The organism is Gelidimonas denitrificans, from assembly GCF_055694065.1.
In genome coordinates this window covers 2,636,485-2,655,329 of sequence record NZ_CM146350.1, presented here as the reverse complement: position 1 = coordinate 2,655,329, position 18,845 = coordinate 2,636,485, and the positions used below count along the sequence as shown (strand labels likewise).

The following is an 18,845-nucleotide window of genomic DNA, read 5'->3' as shown; positions in this document are numbered from 1 at the left end:
ATATGTTGTATGTATTAAAGCATCAGGCGAACTGCAGCGGATCGCCGGCGCGGTCGAAGGCGATAAACTGCGACAGTTTGGCGCCGGTCTGTACTGCGCTGACCATTTTTTTCAAGCCCTGATCCGCTTCAGATGCGCTCGGCATGATGCCGTTCTTGCCCGACAGGCAAGCGACCAGCACCACATCCCAGTGCTGCCCGGTCTGTTCAGATTCCTGCACCAGAGCGGCAAAATTACTCAGCGCATCCAGCGTCTTGTCCACGCACACGACCGGAGTCAGCGCGCCGCCCAAGCCGGCCTGGAAATTTTGTGCTTCGGCTTCGACCGCGTCGTCCGGCAATTCTTTTTTAGCGAACACGAACAACAAGCGCTGCGGGTCGGGTTGTTGCGCTGCCGCTTGCAGCAAGTCTTCAAAGTTGGAGATGGACATGGTTTTTTTCAGTTCCGTTTAATTAGATAGGGTGTGCTCAATTGTAGAACAGGTCATGGCGGCGAAAGAGCCGGACAATTTTACTGGAACCGTGACCGCTGTTTTCGGTCATTGCGCGAACTCGTAGCGCAGCTTGGTGATGTGCCCGCGCCAGTAGGGTTTCGGCCCTTCCGGCAGCAACCAGGCGACTTCACCGTCCAAAGGCACGCGCATGCCATCACGTATCGCATAATTCCAGAACCGGCCCTGCCAAGGTGTGGGCACCACTGTGCCGCCCACCGTCCGGCCGCGCGCTTCGGCGCGCACGGTGTCGATCAGCCCGTCTTCATTGAAGCGGAACAGCAGCGTCAGCGTCAGGTCGCCATCCTTCAGCGTGGCGCGGGCGGAATGGTCATCGACGGCCTCCCAGAGTATGCGCTGGCTCGGCAGCAGCGCGGTCGGGTACCAGGCGGCTTCGGCAAAAAATCGCATCAATTCGCCCCGTGCAACTTCACCCGTGCCGCGCAGGTTAACCATGGATACCAGCCCGAGCACCGCCGCATGCAGGATGCCTTCGCCCGCAACGTAGGCGTCATGCACCCGCACCGGCAGGCCGGGCAGCATCGCGACGCTGCCGTCCCAGTCAAAGCCGGGGCGACGAGTGACCACGCGCTGGGTGGAGCTGAACGGTTTCCACCGCTCGTCCGTCTCGCCCATGTTGAAGGTTCCGATGTGCTCCACGCTGACGGTGGCTACGATCGGCTGCCCATGCTCCAACACCGCGCGAAAATAGCGCTGAACCGGTGCCGGCAGATTCTCCAGTTCATGCCTATCGAAGACCTTGGGCTCGATCGGAAGTCTGGCGGCTTCGAGCCGGGCGCGCAGTTCCCGCGTGCCCGATTCCCAGCGGAATTTTCCGTAGAGGCTTGCAGCCGCCGCGACGACCAAGCCAACGATTATGAGAAGCATGGCTTTCCTGTAATTGTTCAGTCGCATATTAATCAAAAGTGCAGTGACGCGGTTTTGTAGGAGCGCACCCGGGCGCGATTCCCCCGTAGCTATTCGCAATCCGGTCGCGCCCGGGTGCGCTCCTACAGAAACTGCTTCGGTTTAAAAGTTTCCATAGCGCGCTGAATGGTTGCGCTTTCCTCCACATTTCTGCCGCCTTCAACATGCGCCACAGCTTGCCGGACAGTGCGTGCTCGTGCGCTACCAGGCAGGCCGGCGAATCGGTCAAACGGAAGGTGACGCACACTGCTCTAGTCGGCGCACGCTGCATGGGGATGGATGGGGTATGGGAGAAAAACCATCATTTTCAAGTTACGTGCGGCGCGGATGGTAATGGGTTGGTTCCGCCCCTGAGCTGACCAGTCGCACAAGCCTCAAATACAGCTTAGTAGGGTGGGTGAAACCCACCTAGCGCTAGAGCAGCGCGGGTTTCACCCGCCCTACCTGACTGGTTTCGACCTTGGATTCAACCGGTCGATGCAACAAATTGACTGAATTGTTCAGCCGGCGTTTGGTAGTGTAATGTTTTCCTTGGTCGCTCGTTTAATTTTCGTGCCACGGCATTTAGCTGCGCCTGTGAGTAATCCGAAATATCGATCCCCTTGGGGAAATACTGCCTCAATAGTCCGTTCGTATTCTCATTGCTGCCACGCTGCCAGGGACTATGTGGATCACAGAAATAAACACTGATGTCGGTCGCCAACGTAAAGCGCTTGTGGTCCGCCATCTCTTTACCCCGATCCCAAGTTAGCGATTGATAGAGCTCCTGTGGTAACTGGCGAGCGTTTTTAATCAATGCGTTGATGACTGTTTCTGTGTCCTTGCTGGCGACCTTCACGAGCATCACATAACGGGTATGGCGCTCAACCAGGGTTGCGATCTGGCTATTGCGGTCCCCAAACAGCAAATCACCTTCCCAATGGCCCGGTACTGCTCGATCCTCCACTGCGGCCGGACGTTCACTAATCGAAACCGTGTCGGTGATTCGTCCGTGATTGACTGTCTTCTGCGTGTGATGGCGGGACCGGCGCATGGCGCGCGTACGCCGCAGATGCTCCAATAATTCCTTCTTCAGAGCACCGCGAGCCTGAATGAAGAGACTGCGATAGATCGTTTCATGTGACACCTGATAGTCATCGTTCTCCGGATACATGTGCTTGAGCCATCCGGCAATCTGCTCTGGCGACCACTGCAATCGTAGTTTGCCAGCCACAATACGTGCCAGTGTGGGATTGTCTATCAGCTTACAGTCCTTGGGACGATGTGCTCGATCCCAGGCAGCTTGATCAGCCTGGCTTGCACGATAGTCTTCTTGGCCGCCATTACGATTGATCTCACGGCTAATCGTTGATGGCGCCCGCTTGAGCAATGCAGCGATGGAGCGAATCGAGTGACTGGCAGCCAATGCACGCGATATCTCTTCGCGCTCGGCCAGGGTCAATGCCAATGGAGAACGGCGTCGCTCTGCAGGACCTATGCCGCCTGTCTCGGCCAGGATGCGTTGGATCGATGCGTGATTCCGGTCGAACAACTGGGCAATCTGTTGGAGGGATTCGCCTTTCTTCCAGCGCTCCCACATCAATGCCTTCTGGCTTTCTGTGTAATAGATCCGAGGTCTCTGTGCCATCTGCAACACTCCTTTTGCTTACGCAGTTTCTAGTGTGTTGCATCGACCGGTTGAATCCAAGACCATTGCGGACAGTCGATCTGCGCCAAAACGCCCGTGACAAGCAATACCAAGACTGACGCGATTGGCCTCACTGAGTAGCCGTCAAACAGATGGCCAGACATTCGAGAAATCCATTTTGACTCGGATCTGTGCGTCGAAGTCCATGATTTTCTTGGCGCAATCTACTTTGCCCCACCAACGATCAATTACGTAAGTGTTAATTGGGTCGCGGTAGTGGTAGAGATTGCTCCCAATTCTTTGGTCGCTATTCACTGGGGCTAAGACACATACCAAACCCAATGCGTATATTGCGCTCTGCGGTACGGTCATCGACAGAGTTTCGATGCTAATTTCAAACTGTTGATGGCCATTGGCCATTTGCACGCAAACACCGAACCCATCCGGTAGTTCGGCGCCATGAGCCAGATTGCAGCGAAACTTCTCGTAGATGATGTCCGCAAATGCGATTCCAATATCTCCCTTCGCATTCTTGAATGGAAAGACGGTTTCCTGCAGATTCAGTCCGCCGAACATTAGTTCAATAATGTCCAGGTGCTCGTTAATGAACCTGCGGAAGCGTACCCCAACCTTGGTTTCTTTGGGGTACATCTTCTTGGCTGTGCCGTCAATAGCTATGCAAACAGACAACATGGCCTGATCCAGGTCGTTTCTGTCAGCTGCATCCAGGGATTGCTTGATATGGTCAGAGATCTTCATTTTAGCTAACTTGGATATTGGTCACAATTTTGAGCCTTAACTACAATCGACGAATGACCGTTTGGCCGAACTGCGATAGTCGCGAAAGACCGTGGCTGTTAAGGGTTGTCCGACGCCTGCCCATCGTGTTCCGTCAAGGCCTGAGAGTCCTGCGCGTACGAGCAGGCATCGGACACCTCTTAACAGTAGCAGCCTATTGCCATCCAGAAAACCGAAATATTGCGCACAGAATAGAGCGCGGGAAGGAATCCAACGACGGGTATGCCGGCATGGCCGGCATACCCGGTGTGACGCTAACTTGTTACTTGGTTGCCATGTCCAGCAACATCGCGTTCAAGCGTTTGACGAAGCCTGACGGATCGGCCAGTTGGCCGCCTTCGGCTAGCGCCGCCTGATCGAACAACAGATTGGCCCAGTCGGCAAACTTGGCATCTTCAAACTTCAGGCGTTGCACCAGAGGATGGTTCGGGTTGATTTCCAGGATCGGCTTCGATTCCGGCGCCGCTTGTCCTGCCGCCTTCAACATGCGCAACAGATTGCCGGACAGTTCGTGCTCGTCCGCCACCAGACAGGCTGGCGAATCGGTCAGGCGGAAAGTGACGCGCACTTCCTTGGCCTTGTCGGTCAGCGCAGTCTGCATCTTTTCGACCAGATCTTTGTATTCGGTCTGGGTTTCTTCATGCTGCTTCTTCTCGGCTTCGTCTTCCAGCGCGCCCAGATCGAGGCCGCCCTTGGCGACTGAGATCATTTCCTTGCCTTCAAACTCGGTCAGGAACGACAGCATCCATTCATCGACGCGGTCGGACAGAATCAATACTTCGACGCCTTTCTTGCGGAAAATTTCCAGGTGCGGGCTGTTCTTGGCGGCTGCATACGATTCGCCGGTAACGTAGTAAATCTTGTCCTGGCCTTCTTTCATGCGCGCCACGTAATCGGCAAACGAGACGTTTTGCAAGTCGCTGTCGCTCTGGGTGGAGGCCATGCGCAACAGTTTGGCGATGCGTTCCTTGTTGCCTGCGTCCTCGCCGATGCCTTCTTTCAGTACCTGGCCGAATTCGGTCCAGAAAGTCACGTACTGGTCTTTTTTCTCTTGCTCGTCGGCGTTCGCCATTTCTTCCAGCATGCCCAGCACGCGCTTGGTCGAGCCTTCGCGGATCGCTTTCACATCGCGCGACTCTTGCAGGATTTCACGCGAGACGTTCAGCGGCAGGTCGTTGGAATCGATGATGCCTTTTACGAAGCGCAGGTAGACCGGCATCAGCTGCTCGGCATCGTCCATGATGAAGACGCGCTTCACGTACAGCTTGATGCCGCCGCGCTTGTTGCGGTCCCACATGTCGAACGGCGCATGGGACGGGATGTACAGCAATTGCGTGTATTCACTGCGGCCTTCGACCCGGTTATGGGTATGGATTAGCGGGGCCTGGAAGTCGTGCGATACGTGTTTGTAGAATTCGTCGTACTGCTCCGGCGTGATGTCGGATTTGCTGCGCGCCCACAGTGCGCTGGCTTGATTGACGGTTTCGAACTCATCCTTGACGACGGTTTCTTTTTTCTCTTCGTCCCATTCCTCTTTCGGCATCAGGATCGGCAGCGGGATATGGTCGGAATAGGTGCGGATGATCGTCTTCAGCTTCCAGGATGACAGGAACTCGTCCTCGCCTTCGCGCAGATGCAGCGTGATGTCGGTGCCGCGCGATGGTTTGTCGATAGCCTCGACGCTGAAGTCGCCGGCCCCGGCCGATTCCCAGCGCACGCCTTCACTGGCTGGCGCGCCGGCGCGGCGGGTTTCGACCGTGATCTTGTCGGCTACGATGAAGCCGGAATAAAAGCCGACCCCGAACTGGCCGATCAGCGCCGCATCCTTTTGCTGGTCGCCGGACAGGCGGCCGAAAAATTCCTTGGTGCCGGATTTGGCAATCGTGCCCAGATGTTCAATCGCTTCGTCGCGGCTCATGCCGATGCCGTTGTCGGAGACCGAAATCGTGCGCGCCGTCTTGTCGAAGGTGATTTTGATCTTCAGTTCCGGATCGTTCTCGAACAAATCGGCGTTATGGATCGCTTCGTAGCGCAGCTTGTCGGACGCGTCCGACGCATTCGATACCAATTCGCGCAGGAAAATTTCTTTGTTGGAATACAGCGAATGGATCATCAACTGCAATAGTTGCTTGACTTCGGCCTGGAAGCCCAGGGTTTGCTTTTCGGAAACAGTCATGTAGTCCTCGTGGTGGAGCGTGGTTGAACGGATCGCTTAAAAATGGGGGTGATGAAATTGATTTCAAGACAAAGCGCCGGTGCTGTTGTGGCGAGTGGCCGAATTGGACAGCGAAAGCGTGCAGCGCGCCCGGAGATTTGCAGGAATTGCGTTGTTTCGTTAAAGATATGCCTAAAAAATCCGTTATAAATCACGAATTTTCAGCGATACTTTATAAACGGACTAAACGGAGATACCTCCGTTCAATGTCCGCAGCAACCACAATAATCTTTAATAAACGTCAATTGCATACAGCGCCAGGGGTGGATAAATGAGTACAGTGCAGCAGGAAGTCGATGAAAGAACCAATCTGACAGCAAACAACAAGTTTGAACTGCTGCTGTTCCGACTGGGGGACGCGGTCAATGCCGATCGCTCCGAACTGTTCGGCATCAATGTCTTCAAGGTGCGTGAAATTCTCGCGATGCCGACCATTACCAGCGTCGCCGGCGCGCTGCCGCACATGATGGGGGTGGCGAATATTCGCGGCCAGATCATCCCGGTGATCGACCTGCCGGCGATTGTCGGCTGCAAGCCAAAGAGCGGATTGAATATTCTGCTGGTGACCGAATATGCGCGTTCCACCCAAGCCTTTGCGGTCGAATCCGTGGAAGAGATCGTGCGGCTGGAATGGAGCCAGGTGTTGTCGGCGGAGTCGAGCATGGTGGGCGGCATGGTAACCAGCATTGCCCGGCTCGATGGCGACATCGACGGCACGCGCCTGGCGCAAGTGCTGGACGTGGAGCAGATCCTGCACGATGTCATGCCGGCTAGTCAGGTGGATAGCAATCCCGGCACTCTCGGCCCGACCTTGGCGTTGCCGCCCGGTACGGTGATTTTGGCGGCGGACGACTCGATGATGGCGCGCACCCTGATCGAGCATGGGCTGGATGCGCTCGGTGCGCCGTTCATCATGACCAAGACCGGCAAGGAAGCCTGGGAGCGCCTGCAGGCCATCGCCGACGCCGCACAGGCCGAGGGCAAGACAGTGCATGACAAGGTTGCGCTGGTGCTGACCGATCTGGAAATGCCGGAAATGGATGGTTTCACCCTGACCCGAAAAATCAAGCAGGATCCACGCTTCAGATCGATCCCGGTGGTGATTCATTCCTCGCTGACGGGTTCGACCAATGAAGAACACGTCAGAAGCGTCGGCGCGGATGCTTATGTAGCCAAATTCGTGGCAGAAGAACTGGCCTCCACTATCCGACGGGTACTGGCGCAGTCTGCAGCTTAATTTAAGGAAGTTCAGCAGGAGGCAAGGCCTGCGCCTTGCCTCCTGCGCCATGCTTGACCGCAGGCATTTTTACTTATCTTCTGGGTTTATTCACTTCATGCCCGATGACGCCGCCGACTGCTGCGCCGCCAACCGTCCCGAGCGCGTCGCCGCCGGTCAGCACCGCACCGCCCACCGCACCAACACCTGCGCCAACTGCCGTGCTCTGATCCTGCCGCGACATGCCGGAGCACCCGGCCAGCGTCAGAAATGCGGCTACAGCGATCGTATTAACTGCCAATTTTTGCATTGTTTTCATGGAATCACCTCTGTAAAAAAACAAACGATTAAACACGTTGGCGCCAATTCGAAAATTAGTAGCGTGTAATTATTTGAGTCGATTCCCGTTGATAGTTCAAAAATATTACGAATCGTTGCAATTTTGTCAGCGCCCGCAGCGCAATCCATGTATCAATGGGGTATAGGCTGAAACAGTGCTGTTCGTGCTTATGCTTCATAGTATTTTAAATATACCCGCCAATTATCCATTGCCAGGAAGGCCCGCGTGTGGCGCCGCCCCACTTTCCCGCTCCAGAAACGCCCGCACCTCCGGGTCGGACAGCGTGGCGACGTTGACGCGCATGCGTTGCGAGGGCAGCTGACTGGGCGAGAACAGGCAGCCGGGAGCCAGCAGGATGTCTTCATTCATCGCCTTTTCCGCCAGCAGGTTGGTGTCGCAGCCGGTGTCGGCCCAGACGAACATGCCGGCCGGGGTGCTGATGTCGATCGTCATGCCGATGCTTTCCAGCCACTTGATGCTCTGGTCGCGTACCGCGTCCAGCCGGCTGCGCAGGCGCTCGGTGTGTTTGCGGTAATGGCCTTCGGACAGGATCCTGTAGACCACACGCTCGCCGATTTCGCTGGTGGTCAGCGCGGTCAGCATCTTGCGGTCCGACAATTGCTGGGCCCGCTCGCGCGAGGTGGCGATGAAGCCGACGCGCAGATTGGCCGCCAGCGTCTTGGAAAAGCCGCCCAGGTAAATCACCCGATTCAGTTGATCGAGCGACGCGATGCGGGTGGCCGGCTGCACGTTGCTGCCGGGGTGCATGTCGCAATAGATGTCGTCTTCGACGATGATGAAGTCGTGTTGTTCGGCCAGCTTCAGCACTTGAAACGCCTTGGCGCTGGAGAGCGAGGTCGAGGTTGGATTGTGCAGCACCGAATTGATCACGAACAGCTTGGGTTTGTGCAGCGCGGCCAGTTCCGCCAGTTGGGCGATGTCGGGGCCGTCCGGTAGGCGCGGGATGCCGATCACCTTGGCCCCCAGCATCGTGAAAGAGCCGAACATCAGGAACCAGGCCGGATCATCGACGAAGATGGTGTCGCCCGGCTGCGTGAACTGGCGTGCGATCAGGTCCAGCGCCTGCGTGACGCCGGAGGTGGTGATGATCTGTTGCGGCGTGGCGGCGATTTCCAGCGCGGCCAGTTTCAGCTGCAATTGCTGGCGCAGCGGCAGAAATCCTTGCGGCGTGCCGTAATGCAGCAGCAAGTTCTGGTGCTGGCGGCTGACCGCGCGCAAGCTGTTGGCGATCAGCGCGCCATCCAGAAAATCATGCGGCAGCAGCCCGATGCCGGGCATTTTTTGCGGCGGCGTCGGGCGGAACATGCTGCGCACCAGCCAGGCCACATCGAGCTGCGACGGCGCGCTGCGGGGCGGGTGATTCGGATCGATTGCCGCCAGCAGCGGCGAGCGTTCCCGCACATAAAAACCGGAGCCGCGGCGCGATTCCAGATAACCGTTGGCCACCAGCCGGTCATACGCCTCGACCACGGTAAAGCGCGACACCGCACTGCTGTCAGCGTACTGGCGGATCGACGGCATGCGTGCGCCGGTGCGCAGCAGCTTGTCCTCGATGCGCGCTTCGACCGAGCGCACGATCTGATTTACCAGCGAAGTGCCTGATTCTCGGGTGAGTTGCCTATCCATCGCGGACTCCTGTGTATTGGTCATCTTGCCAGTACAGTCTTCAATTTATCTGGTTAACTGTACTGGTACTGTATTGGTTTTTTCGATTAGCATACATCAAACACATTCAAGGAGTCAGCATGAAAAACATCGAAGTCTATGATTTCCTGGTTTTGCAGCCGGGCCAGTTGATTTCTGTGAGCGCCGATGCCGCGCTGACGCTGCAGGTCGATTGCGGCCGTGTTTGGGTCACCATTGCAGGGGATAAAAACGATTACTGGCTGTTCGATGGCGATTCCCTGGCATTGATCGCTGGACGGCATGTGGTGATTGAGGCGGACAAGAGGTTCAGTCGTATCGATTTCCTGCCAGCGCCGCAAATTGCTGATTGGCCAGCGACGGAAGGCAGCACCGGCAGCACCGCCACCGCCGAATACGCATCGGCCGTTTAAGGAATCATCATGGAACCTCTATTTCCGCTAGCCCTGTTCGCTTTCGTATCGTCTATCACGCCGGGGCCGAACAACATCATGCTGACGTCATCCGGCATCGTGTTCGGTTTCAAGCGCACCATCCCGCACATGCTGGGCGTGACCTTCGGTTTCGGCGTGATGTTGCTGCTGTGCGCGCTGGGTATCGGCAGCCTGATTTTGGCCGTGCCGGCCGCCCATACCGGGCTCAAGGTCCTGGGTTCGACTTATCTGCTGTATCTGGCCTGGCAGTTGCGCTCGATTGCGTTTCAACACAATACTTCGGCGGATGCCAGACCGATGTCGTTTCTGGGAGCGTCGCTATTCCAGTTCGCCAACCCGAAAGCCTGGGTCATGGCGCTGACCGGCGTTTCGGCTTTTTTGCCGGCGCTGCAGCCGGTGTGGCTTGCCATCGGTTTGTTCTGCCTGGTCTTTTGCGCGATCAATCTGCCCTGCATCGTGGTGTGGGCCGGCACCGGCGCGACACTGCGGCATTATTTGACGGAACCTAAATGGCAGCGCGTGTTTTGCACGGTGATGATTCTGCTGACGGTGTATTCGGCGCTGGCGATCTGGCAGTAATGTTTGGCCGCAATGCCGGCGTTTTGAGATAATCACCGGCACACAAGGGCATAATGGATGAAAAGGACTGCGCAGCTGCGACGCAGTAACCCACGCCATTCACAAGAAAATCGCTCCATTTTTTTGAATCCAATGAGGAATACCATGTCTTTTTACAAAAAACTCGCCGCACTCAACATTGAATTGCCTGCCGTTGCAGCACCGGCGGCAGCCTACGTGATGTTTGCGCAAACCGGCAATACCGTTTTCCTGTCCGGCCATCTTGCCAAAAAAGACGGCAAAGTATGGGTGGGCCAGTTGGGCAAGAACGTCTCGACCGAAGAAGGCAAGCTGGCCGCGCGCGCGGTGGCCATCGACCTGATCGCAACGTTGCAGGCCGCATGCGGCGGCGATCTGAACCGCGTCACGCGCATCGTCAAGGTGATGAGCCTGGTCAATTCCACCGGCGAGTATACCGAGCAGCATCTGGTGACCAATGGCGCGTCTGAGCTGATCGGCGAAATTTTTGGCGAACAGGGCAAGCATGCGCGTTCGGCCTTCGGCGTAGCGCAGTTACCGCTGGGCGCTTGCGTCGAAATCGAATTGATCGCGGAAATCGCTTAAAGCCGCAATAACGCAATAACTCGATAACTATTGCTCGTGCCTGGTGCCGGCACGTCCGATCCGAAGCGGCGGCATTTACCCAATGCCGCCCTGAGCGCCAGCCACAAGCCGGTCCGCCCCGGTGGCAAGTGCTACCACTCCAAAGAGACGAAATGAAAATTGAAAACCCGAACCCGATCCAATGGCACTTTGCCCAACGCGCACAACAGTTGGAAAGCTCGGCCATCCGTGAAATCCTGAAAATTACGATGCGCCCGGAAATCATATCGTTTGCCGGCGGCCTGCCGTCGCCGGCGACTTTTCCGATCGAGCAGATGCGTAGCGCCTTCGACAAAGTGCTGTCTAGCCACGGACGAGTGGCATTGCAATACGGCCCGACCGACGGTTACCAGCCGCTGCGCGAGTGGATTGCCCATTCGCTGTCGATTCCGGGTTCGGTGATTGTGCCGGATCAGGTGCTGATGGTGTCGGGCTCGCAGCAGGCGCTGGATTTGCTGGGCAAGGTCATGATCGACGAGGGCAGTCGGGTGCTGGTGGAAACGCCTAGCTATCTGGGCGCGTTGCAGGCATTTTCTGTCTATGGCCCGGAATTCGTCTCGGTCGAGACCGACGATGCCGGTCTGGTGCCGTCTTCGGTGGCCACAATGGGCAAGGATGCGCGCATGTTGTACGCATTGCCGAACTTCCAGAATCCGACCGGCCGCAGCCTCTCGGTTGCGCGTCGCCAGGAGTTGGTGGAAGCCTGCGCGCGTCTGGGTTTGCCGCTGATCGAGGACGATCCTTACGGCGCGCTCAGTTACCGCGCCGAGCCGAAGCCGAAGATGCTGAACATGAACCCGGATGGCGTGATTTACATGGGTTCGTTCTCCAAGGTGCTCACGCCCGGCATCCGGCTCGGTTATGTGGTGGCGCCGCAACCGCTGGTGCGCAAGCTGGAGCAGGCCAAGCAGGCAGCCGATCTGCATACCGCACAACTGACGCAGATGGCGGTGTATGAAGTCATCAAGGACGGCTTCCTCGACAAGCACATCCCGACCATACGCGCGCTCTACGCCGGCCAATGTCAGGCCATGCTGGCTGCGCTGGAAGAATTCTTTCCGTCCGATGTGCGCTGGACCCGTCCGGAAGGCGGCATGTTCATCTGGGTTACCTTGCCGAAACACGTCGACAGCAAGGAGCTGCTGGCTGAAGCGATCACGCACAACGTCGCCTTCGTGCCGGGCGCGCCGTTCTATGCCAATGCGCCGGTCGCGAATACCCTGCGCCTGAGTTTCGTGACCGTGCCACCGGAAAAAATCCGCGAGGGCGTCGCCATCTTGGGCAAGCTGATCGCGGCCAGGATGTAGACGGCAATACAGACGACCATAAAAATGGCCTGCGGCACGTCAGACGACGTGCCGCAGGCCATTTTTATGTATACCTGCATAGGTATTATTTACAGCGTATTAATATAATGCGAAAACTACCGTTTTTTTAGCATACTCCCACTATTAATTTGAGTTGAGAGTAATTTTTACAGGCATTTCCGTTGCGTATGCGCTAGCTCCCGGAAATAAAAAGTGACACCGAAAGACCCCCTTAAGGCATAGTTGATATTCGGCAATGATAGTCAGATGATCAACCCGCAGCGCTGACCATCCTCAACATTGCCGCTCTGATCGAAAATAACAAAGTAGTACTGAAGTGTGCCGGCAGTTAAAATTTTCAACGTAATTTTGCACCTGATTGGTGCCGTCAATATTTAGGATGCATACATGCTAAAGAATCTCACCATCAAATCACGCTTGATTTTCGTGATTACCTTTTTGTCTGTTCAATTGATTGTCGGCGGCGTGATCGGCATCGTCAGCCTCGGTTTCGCCAATGACGCGATGAAGTCGCTGTATGCCGATCGACTGATTTCTACCGGGCAACTTGATCAGGTGATCCGGTTAATTGACTCCAACCAGTTGATCATTGCCAAAGCAGTGACAGGGGACTTGGCCGCGCTTGGCAAGCAAATGAATCTGGTGGAAACCAATATACAAATTATTGGCACAGTGTGGGGCGAATACCAGGCCCACGTGCGCACCGCGGAAGATAAAAAAATCGCCGATCAATTTACGGAAAATCGCAAAAAATTCGTGGCCGATGGCTTGTTGCCAGCAGTCGCAGCGCTGCGGGCGGGGAATGGGCAACTGGCCGCCGAAATTCTGAATGGGCCGATAACGCAACTGTTCATCCCGGTCGAAGCCGACATCAATGCGCTCATCAAGCACCAGATCGATGGCGCTAAACAAGAGTTCGAACAATCGCAAACCATCTATTACTGGGTGTTCATTAGCTGCATCACCGGCATCCTGTTCGGCTTGTTGATGGCCGCGATAGTCGGCATCTGGCTGGTGCGCGCCATTTCACGGCCGCTGCAGGCCGCAGTCAAGATTGCGCGTGGCGTTGCCGCAGGCGATTTGACGCAGCAGATTGAAGTCCGTTCCACGGATGAGACCGGCCAGTTGATGCAAGCTTTGAAGGACATGAACGATAGCCTGGTGCAGATCGTCGGCGAGGTGCGCACCGGCACCGACACCATCGCTACCGGATCGGGCCAAATCGCGGCCGGCAACATGGATTTGTCGTCGCGCACCGAGCAACAAGCCAGTTCGCTGCAAGAAACGGCTTCCTCGATGGAAGAGTTGACCAGTACCGTGCTGCAGAATGCCGACAATGCGCGCCAGGCCAACCAGTTGGCAGCATCCGCATCGGAGGTTGCCGCCAAGGGCGGCGCGGTGGTGGCGCAAGTGGTCGACACCATGGATTCGATCAATGCCTCGTCGCGCAAGATCGTCGACATCATCGGCGTCATCGACAGCATTGCGTTCCAGACTAACATCCTGGCTCTGAACGCGGCAGTCGAAGCGGCCCGCGCCGGCGAGCAGGGCAGGGGCTTTGCGGTAGTCGCAACTGAAGTGCGCAGCCTGGCGCAGCGCAGTGCCAGTGCCGCGAAGGAAATCAAGACACTGATTGGCGACTCGGTAGATAAAGTGGACCAGGGCGCCAGGCTGGTCGACCAGGCCGGCGCCACCATGACCGAGATCATGGAGAGCGTCAAACGGGTCACAGACATCATGGGCGAGATCAGTTCCGCCAGCCAGGAACAGACTTCCGGCATCGAGCAAATCAATCAAGCCATCAGCCAGATGGATCAGGTCACGCAACAAAATGCAGCGCTGGTAGAACAAGCGGCCGCCGCCACCGCATCGTTACAGAATCAGGCCGGCAATCTGTCGCAAGTCGTCGGTATCTTTAAACTCAATCAAACCCATGCGTTGGCGGTGGCGCCGCTGGCCAAGGCTGATGCCAGTTCCAGTGTCGCTAAGATTAAGCGGATTAAGATCAACGGGAAGACCCCTGCGCCGCCGGCCGCCAACGGTTCGCTGCAAGTCAAACGTATCGTCAATGCGCCAGCAGGCAAGGCTGAAGAGTGGGAAGAGTTTTAAGGGGTGCATGCGGAAGCCGCAAAAGCGGCTTCCGGATTTATCCGCTGCGCGCGGATCGCCAACAAAGACCGGTAACTAGTCTTCGTCCAATTCCTGGAATCGCATAGCCAGACAATCGATCAGCATGCGAACCGAAGGACGCAGCCCACGTCTGGAAGGAAATACCGCATGGATGAGACCCCCTTTCGGGGCCCAGTCGGGAATTAATTTCACCAGCTTGCCGTCCCTGATCTCGTCAGTCAGCATCATCGTCGGCAGGCTGACGATCCCCGCGCCTGCGATCGCAGCCAGGCGCAATGCAATCATATCGTCGGTGACCAGGCGCGGGATGTGACGAATCGCCGCCACTGCGCCTGCGGGCCCCGTAAGCTGCCACACATGCTCGGCCTGCTGCGGCCCCAGATCCAGGCTCGGCAAGTGATTCAAATCGGCCGGCACTTCGGGCACGGCGTATTTTTGCAGCAAGTCCGGGCTCGCTGCCAGGCACCATCGGCGTTCGCCCAACACCTTCATCACCAAATCGCTATCTTGCAGCGGCGGCGGGCGCACGCGGATCGCCACATCGATACCCTCGCCGATCACGTCGACGCGGCGGTTGGTGGCTTCGAGATGCACGGATACCCGCGGGTTATCGGCCATGAAGTCGGCCAGGATGACTCCCACGCTGGAGTGGAGCAAGGCAACCGGGCAGGTCAGCCGCACTATCCCTTGCGGTTCGGAGCGGTTCATGTCGATGGCTTCCTGCGCCGCTTCGGCTTCCACCAGCATCGCTTTGCAGTGGCTGTAATAGCTTTGCCCTATTTCAGTGACCGAGAAGCTTCGTGTCGAGCGCTGGATAAGGCGCACTCCAAGCCTCTCCTCCAGCAGCGCGATACGCCGGCTCAACTTTGACTTAGGGATGCCCAATGCCCGCCCCGCGGGCGCAAAGCCATGATGATCGACCACCTGGGCAAAGAAAAATAGGTCATTGAGGTCTTGCGTCATATCTTCCCCATTGTTCTAAATATAGGACGCTGAGTATGAATCAGGCTATCTAGCGCAATTATCAGGTAAAAACTACACTTATATCATCCCAATTACACCAGATTGGTCTCAAGCAAGGAGCAAGGCATGAAAAAGATTCTCGGCGTCTACAGCAGCCCCAAACAGCACTGGGTCGGCGACGGTTTCCCGGTGCGCACGCTATTCTCGCACCACACTTTAGGCCAGCACATCAGCCCGTTCCTGATGCTGGACTACGCCGGGCCGACCCAGTTCGCACCGGCAACCCGTCCCCGCGGCGTGGGCCAGCACCCGCATCGCGGCTTCGAAACGGTGACCATCGTTTACCAGGGAGAAGTGGAGCACCGCGACTCTACCGGCAGCGGTGGGCGCATCGGCCCTGGCGACGTCCAGTGGATGACCGCCGCCTCCGGCATCCTGCACCAGGAATTCCATTCGCAGGAGTTCACCCGCAGTGGTGGCACTTTGGAGATGGTGCAATTGTGGGTCAATCTGCCGGCCAAGGACAAGATGGCCGCGCCGGGCTACCAGACCGTGCTGGACGGCGACATTCCGTCAGTAGCGTTGCCTGACGAAGCCGGGCGCGTGCGCGTCATTGCGGGCAATTACGAAGGCCACAAGGGTCCAGCCCGCACCTTCACGCCGGTCGACGTGTGGGATCTGCGCCTGAAGCAGGGTGGCTACACCGAACTGAGCGTGCCTGAGAATCGCACGCTCGGCCTGATTGTCCTGCGCGGCAGCGTGCTGGTAAACGGCAATCAAGCGGCGCACGAGGCCCAGATGGTGATGCTGGAGCGGGACGGCACCGACATCTCGTTGGAAGCGAGCAGTGATGCCACGGTGTTGCTGCTGAGTGGAGAGCCGATCGACGAGCCAGTGGTCGCCTACGGGCCGTTCGTGATGAACACATCGGACGAAATCACGCAGGCGATGCAGGATTTCAACAGCGGCCGGTTCGGCCAGATGTGAGTGTCGCGTGATCTGCAGGGCCCGGCAGCGGTCAGAGCAGCTCTTGACCCCCGCCGGGGCTTTTTCGGTGCAACCGCCTGCTGCCGGGTTTAAATATACTCAATACCGTATATTTCTTATGCGCAATAAAAATATGCGGAGATAGGCATGTTTATGCGCATACTCCAACGAAAATATAAAGCAATCGTCAAGCTGCCGGTTCCAATGCAACTGCTTTGATCCTGCTTTCCAGCGCCTTTCCTTTGCGCGCGCGTTTGGCGATGTGGGCTACGAGTGCGGTGGCTTTCAGTGTTACGGTCTGGGCTTTGCCGCCGCGACCGATGCCGGTGACGATCAGTCCATTCTGATTGATGGTCTGCGCAGTCAACAGTTTTTCCTGGTCTTCCAGCGCCATCATGATTACGCCGCGTCCGCCGCTGGAAAGAGCTTTGATTTCAGTCAGGCCAAACACCAGCAAGCGACCATTTTCCGACAGGCAGGCGATCGCGTTGTCATCGTTTTTAACGATGCAAGGCGGCAGCAGGGTGTCGCCGTCTTCCAGTTTGATGAAGGTTTTGCCGGCTTTGTTGCGGCTGACCATGTCGCCTGTTTGCGCGGTGAAGCCGTAACCGGCGTCCGAGGTCAGCAACAACGTCACATCTGCCGCACTGGCAAAATAATGCAGGATGTGCGACCCGTTGGCCAGTTCGATAAAGGCGGTGATCGGCATGCCGTCGCCGCGCGCGTTCGGCAAGGCCGAGACCGGCACCGAATAGATGCGGCCGTTGGAGCCGAACGCCAGCAAGTTGTCGACCGTGCGGCATTCGAAGATGCCATACAACGCGTCGCCAGTCTTGAAGGCGAATTGCGCCGCATCGTGGCCGTGGCCGGTGCGGGCCCGTATCCAGCCTTGGCGCGAGATGACGATGCTGACCGCCTCATCCACCACTTTTTGTTCCATCACCGCTTTTTCAGCGGCTTCGATCAGGGTCCGGCGCGGGTCGCCGAATTGCTTGGCATCGGCCTCGATTTCCTTGATGATGCATTTTTTCAAGACCGCAGGATTGTCCAGCAAGTCCTGCAAGCCGGCGCGCTCGCTGCGCAGCGTAGCGAGTTCCTGTTGAATCTTGATCGATTCCAGCCGGGCCAGCTGGCGCAGACGGATTTCCAGGATGTCTTCGGCCTGACGGTCGGACAACGAAAAGGCCGCAATCAGCGCCGGTTTCGGCTCGTCCGATGCGCGGATGATTTTGATGACTTTGTCGATGTTGAGCAGGATCGCTTCCCGCCCTTCGAGGATATGGATGCGCTCATCGACCTTGCGCAGGCGGTGCTCGGTGCGGCGCGTCACCGTGGCAAAACGGAATGTTATCCACTCGCGCAGGATCTCGCCCAGCGCTTTCTGGCGCGGCCGGCCATCGCCGCCGATCATCACCAGATTCAGCGAGGCGCTGGTTTCCAGCGAAGTGTGCGCTAACAACATCTGCATGAAGGCGGCCTGGTCCTGGGCCCGGGATTTCGGCTCCAGCACCAGACGTACCGGCGCATTGCGGCCGGATTCGTCGCGTATCGTATCGAGCATCGACAGCACGCTTTGCTTCAAATTGGCCTGTTCCGGCGTCAGCGTTTTCTTGCCGGTTTTGACCTTCGGGTTGGTCAATTCCTCGATTTCTTCCAGAATCTTTTGCGACGAAGTGCCGGGCGGCAGCTCGGTAATGACCGCCTGCCACTGACCGCGCGCGAGGTCTTCGATTTTCCAGCAAGCGCGTACCTTCATGCTGCCGCGCCCGCTCTGGTACATCTCGGACAGCGCTTGTGCCGAACTGATGATTTGGCCGCCGCCGGGGAAATCCGGTCCCGGCACGAATTCCATCAATTCGGCGTGGCTCAGATGGGGATTGCGGATCAGGGCCACGCAGGCGCGGGCGATTTCCTGCAGGTTGTGCGACGGGATTTCGGTCGCCAGGCCGACCGCGATGCCGGACGCGCCATTCAGCAGCACGAAAGGCAGGCGGCCCGGCAGCAGCATCGGCTCTTCGCTTGATCCGTCGTAATTGGGCTGGAAATCGATAGTGCCCATGCCGATTTCTTCCAGCAGCAATTTGGCAATCGGCGTCAGCCGCGCTTCGGTATACCGCATCGCCGCCGCGCCATCGCCGTCGCGTGAGCCGAAATTGCCCTGGCCGTCGATCAGCGGGTAACGCAGCGAGAAATCTTGCGCCATCCGCACCAGCGCGTCGTACACCGACTGGTCGCCATGCGGATGCAGTTTGCCCAGCACGTCGCCAACCACCGCCGCCGATTTGCGCGGCTTGGCGGCCGCGTTCAAGCCCAGTTCGTTCATCGCATACAGGATGCGGCGCTGCACCGGTTTCTGGCCGTCGCAAACATCAGGCAGCGCGCGGCCCTTGACGACCGAGATCGCGTAATCGAGATAGGCGCGTTCGGCGAAAGTGGCCAGCGTCAGGGTTTCGTCGTCGGCAGAGGCAGGTTCAAATAGCGTGGTTTGGTCGGTCATGGTTTTT

16 protein-coding genes are annotated in these 18,845 nt (G+C 57.4%); 7 read left to right on the top strand and 9 right to left on the bottom strand.

The window, feature by feature from the left end:
• Positions 1-22: 22 nt before the first annotated feature.
• The 5 genes from FKCLFG_RS12330 to htpG form a co-directional block, all read right to left on the bottom strand.
• Positions 23-430 carry a ribonucleotide reductase subunit alpha gene (locus FKCLFG_RS12330; protein ID WP_472613381.1) on the bottom strand — a complete coding sequence of 136 codons (408 nt, stop codon included), beginning with the start codon at positions 428-430 and terminating at the stop codon, positions 23-25.
• Positions 431-538: 108 nt separating this feature from the next.
• On the bottom strand, positions 539-1,378 hold the full coding sequence (locus tag FKCLFG_RS12325; RefSeq protein WP_472613380.1) for a DUF6920 family protein: 840 nt from the start codon (positions 1,376-1,378) through the stop codon (positions 539-541).
• A 505-nt stretch (positions 1,379-1,883) separates the two neighbouring features.
• A complete protein-coding gene (locus FKCLFG_RS12320; RefSeq protein ID WP_472613379.1) occupies positions 1,884-3,044 on the bottom strand; it encodes an IS30 family transposase in 1,161 nt (386 codons plus the stop codon).
• A gap of 144 nt (positions 3,045-3,188) precedes the next feature.
• Positions 3,189-3,803 (bottom strand): hypothetical protein, encoded by a 615-nt coding sequence (locus tag FKCLFG_RS12315; RefSeq protein ID WP_472613378.1) that lies wholly within the window; start codon positions 3,801-3,803, stop codon positions 3,189-3,191.
• Between the two features lie 301 nt (positions 3,804-4,104).
• On the bottom strand, positions 4,105-6,018 hold the full coding sequence (htpG, locus tag FKCLFG_RS12310; RefSeq protein ID WP_472613377.1) for a molecular chaperone HtpG: 1,914 nt from the start codon (positions 6,016-6,018) through the stop codon (positions 4,105-4,107).
• Positions 6,019-6,328: 310 nt separating this feature from the next.
• Here htpG and FKCLFG_RS12305 point away from each other — a divergent pair, with 310 nt between their 5' ends.
• On the top strand, positions 6,329-7,294 hold the full coding sequence (locus FKCLFG_RS12305) for a chemotaxis protein (protein WP_472613376.1): 966 nt from the start codon (positions 6,329-6,331) through the stop codon (positions 7,292-7,294).
• Positions 7,295-7,367: 73 nt separating this feature from the next.
• Here the strand turns inward: FKCLFG_RS12305 and FKCLFG_RS12300 are convergent, their stop codons facing one another.
• Positions 7,368-7,592 carry a glycine zipper 2TM domain-containing protein gene (locus tag FKCLFG_RS12300; protein WP_472613375.1) on the bottom strand — a complete coding sequence of 75 codons (225 nt, stop codon included), beginning with the start codon at positions 7,590-7,592 and terminating at the stop codon, positions 7,368-7,370.
• Positions 7,593-7,814: 222 nt separating this feature from the next.
• On the bottom strand, positions 7,815-9,260 hold the full coding sequence (locus FKCLFG_RS12295; RefSeq protein ID WP_472613374.1) for an aminotransferase-like domain-containing protein: 1,446 nt from the start codon (positions 9,258-9,260) through the stop codon (positions 7,815-7,817).
• 119 nt (positions 9,261-9,379) lie between these two features.
• Here FKCLFG_RS12295 and FKCLFG_RS12290 point away from each other — a divergent pair, with 119 nt between their 5' ends.
• The 5 genes from FKCLFG_RS12290 (at position 9,380) to FKCLFG_RS12270 (ending at position 14,370) form a co-directional block, all read left to right on the top strand.
• Positions 9,380-9,691: a DUF2917 domain-containing protein gene (locus FKCLFG_RS12290; protein WP_472613373.1), complete on the top strand. Its 312-nt coding sequence runs from the start codon at positions 9,380-9,382 to the stop codon at positions 9,689-9,691.
• Positions 9,692-9,700: 9 nt separating this feature from the next.
• Positions 9,701-10,291, top strand: coding sequence for a LysE family translocator (locus FKCLFG_RS12285; RefSeq protein WP_472613372.1), 591 nt, complete (start codon positions 9,701-9,703; stop codon positions 10,289-10,291).
• 144 nt (positions 10,292-10,435) lie between these two features.
• Positions 10,436-10,894, top strand: coding sequence for a RidA family protein (locus tag FKCLFG_RS12280; protein WP_472613371.1), 459 nt, complete (start codon positions 10,436-10,438; stop codon positions 10,892-10,894).
• 152 nt (positions 10,895-11,046) lie between these two features.
• Positions 11,047-12,240: an aminotransferase-like domain-containing protein gene (locus FKCLFG_RS12275; protein ID WP_472613370.1), complete on the top strand. Its 1,194-nt coding sequence runs from the start codon at positions 11,047-11,049 to the stop codon at positions 12,238-12,240.
• A 408-nt stretch (positions 12,241-12,648) separates the two neighbouring features.
• A complete protein-coding gene (locus tag FKCLFG_RS12270; RefSeq protein ID WP_472613369.1) occupies positions 12,649-14,370 on the top strand; it encodes a methyl-accepting chemotaxis protein in 1,722 nt (573 codons plus the stop codon).
• 75 nt (positions 14,371-14,445) lie between these two features.
• On the opposite strand, the gene FKCLFG_RS12265 is transcribed toward FKCLFG_RS12270, so the two are convergent.
• Positions 14,446-15,354, bottom strand: a complete 909-nt coding sequence (locus FKCLFG_RS12265; RefSeq protein WP_472613368.1) for a LysR family transcriptional regulator — start codon at positions 15,352-15,354, stop codon at positions 14,446-14,448.
• Positions 15,355-15,480: 126 nt separating this feature from the next.
• Between FKCLFG_RS12265 and FKCLFG_RS12260 the strand changes: the two genes are divergently transcribed.
• Positions 15,481-16,341, top strand: a complete 861-nt coding sequence (locus FKCLFG_RS12260) for a pirin family protein (protein WP_472613367.1) — start codon at positions 15,481-15,483, stop codon at positions 16,339-16,341.
• A gap of 187 nt (positions 16,342-16,528) precedes the next feature.
• Here FKCLFG_RS12260 and parC read toward each other — a convergent pair whose 3' ends face one another.
• Positions 16,529-18,838 carry a DNA topoisomerase IV subunit A gene (gene parC, locus FKCLFG_RS12255; RefSeq protein ID WP_472613366.1) on the bottom strand — a complete coding sequence of 770 codons (2,310 nt, stop codon included), beginning with the start codon at positions 18,836-18,838 and terminating at the stop codon, positions 16,529-16,531.
• Positions 18,839-18,845: the final 7 nt, after the last annotated feature.

What these genes read in the sequence shown, in the direction of transcription:
- FKCLFG_RS12330 (WP_472613381.1), bottom strand. Translation starts at nt 430, where the DNA reads ATGTCCATCTCCAACTTTGAAGACTTGCTGCAAGCGGCAGCGCAACAA.
- FKCLFG_RS12325 (WP_472613380.1), bottom strand. Translation starts at nt 1,378, where the DNA reads ATGCTTCTCATAATCGTTGGCTTGGTCGTCGCGGCGGCTGCAAGCCTC.
- FKCLFG_RS12320 (WP_472613379.1), bottom strand. Translation starts at nt 3,044, where the DNA reads ATGGCACAGAGACCTCGGATCTATTACACAGAAAGCCAGAAGGCATTG.
- FKCLFG_RS12315 (WP_472613378.1), bottom strand. Translation starts at nt 3,803, where the DNA reads ATGAAGATCTCTGACCATATCAAGCAATCCCTGGATGCAGCTGACAGA.
- htpG (WP_472613377.1), bottom strand. Translation starts at nt 6,018, where the DNA reads ATGACTGTTTCCGAAAAGCAAACCCTGGGCTTCCAGGCCGAAGTCAAG.
- FKCLFG_RS12305 (WP_472613376.1), top strand. Translation starts at nt 6,329, where the DNA reads ATGAGTACAGTGCAGCAGGAAGTCGATGAAAGAACCAATCTGACAGCA.
- FKCLFG_RS12300 (WP_472613375.1), bottom strand. Translation starts at nt 7,592, where the DNA reads ATGAAAACAATGCAAAAATTGGCAGTTAATACGATCGCTGTAGCCGCA.
- FKCLFG_RS12295 (WP_472613374.1), bottom strand. Translation starts at nt 9,260, where the DNA reads ATGGATAGGCAACTCACCCGAGAATCAGGCACTTCGCTGGTAAATCAG.
- FKCLFG_RS12290 (WP_472613373.1), top strand. Translation starts at nt 9,380, where the DNA reads ATGAAAAACATCGAAGTCTATGATTTCCTGGTTTTGCAGCCGGGCCAG.
- FKCLFG_RS12285 (WP_472613372.1), top strand. Translation starts at nt 9,701, where the DNA reads ATGGAACCTCTATTTCCGCTAGCCCTGTTCGCTTTCGTATCGTCTATC.
- FKCLFG_RS12280 (WP_472613371.1), top strand. Translation starts at nt 10,436, where the DNA reads ATGTCTTTTTACAAAAAACTCGCCGCACTCAACATTGAATTGCCTGCC.
- FKCLFG_RS12275 (WP_472613370.1), top strand. Translation starts at nt 11,047, where the DNA reads ATGAAAATTGAAAACCCGAACCCGATCCAATGGCACTTTGCCCAACGC.
- FKCLFG_RS12270 (WP_472613369.1), top strand. Translation starts at nt 12,649, where the DNA reads ATGCTAAAGAATCTCACCATCAAATCACGCTTGATTTTCGTGATTACC.
- FKCLFG_RS12265 (WP_472613368.1), bottom strand. Translation starts at nt 15,354, where the DNA reads ATGACGCAAGACCTCAATGACCTATTTTTCTTTGCCCAGGTGGTCGAT.
- FKCLFG_RS12260 (WP_472613367.1), top strand. Translation starts at nt 15,481, where the DNA reads ATGAAAAAGATTCTCGGCGTCTACAGCAGCCCCAAACAGCACTGGGTC.
- parC (WP_472613366.1), bottom strand. Translation starts at nt 18,838, where the DNA reads ATGACCGACCAAACCACGCTATTTGAACCTGCCTCTGCCGACGACGAA.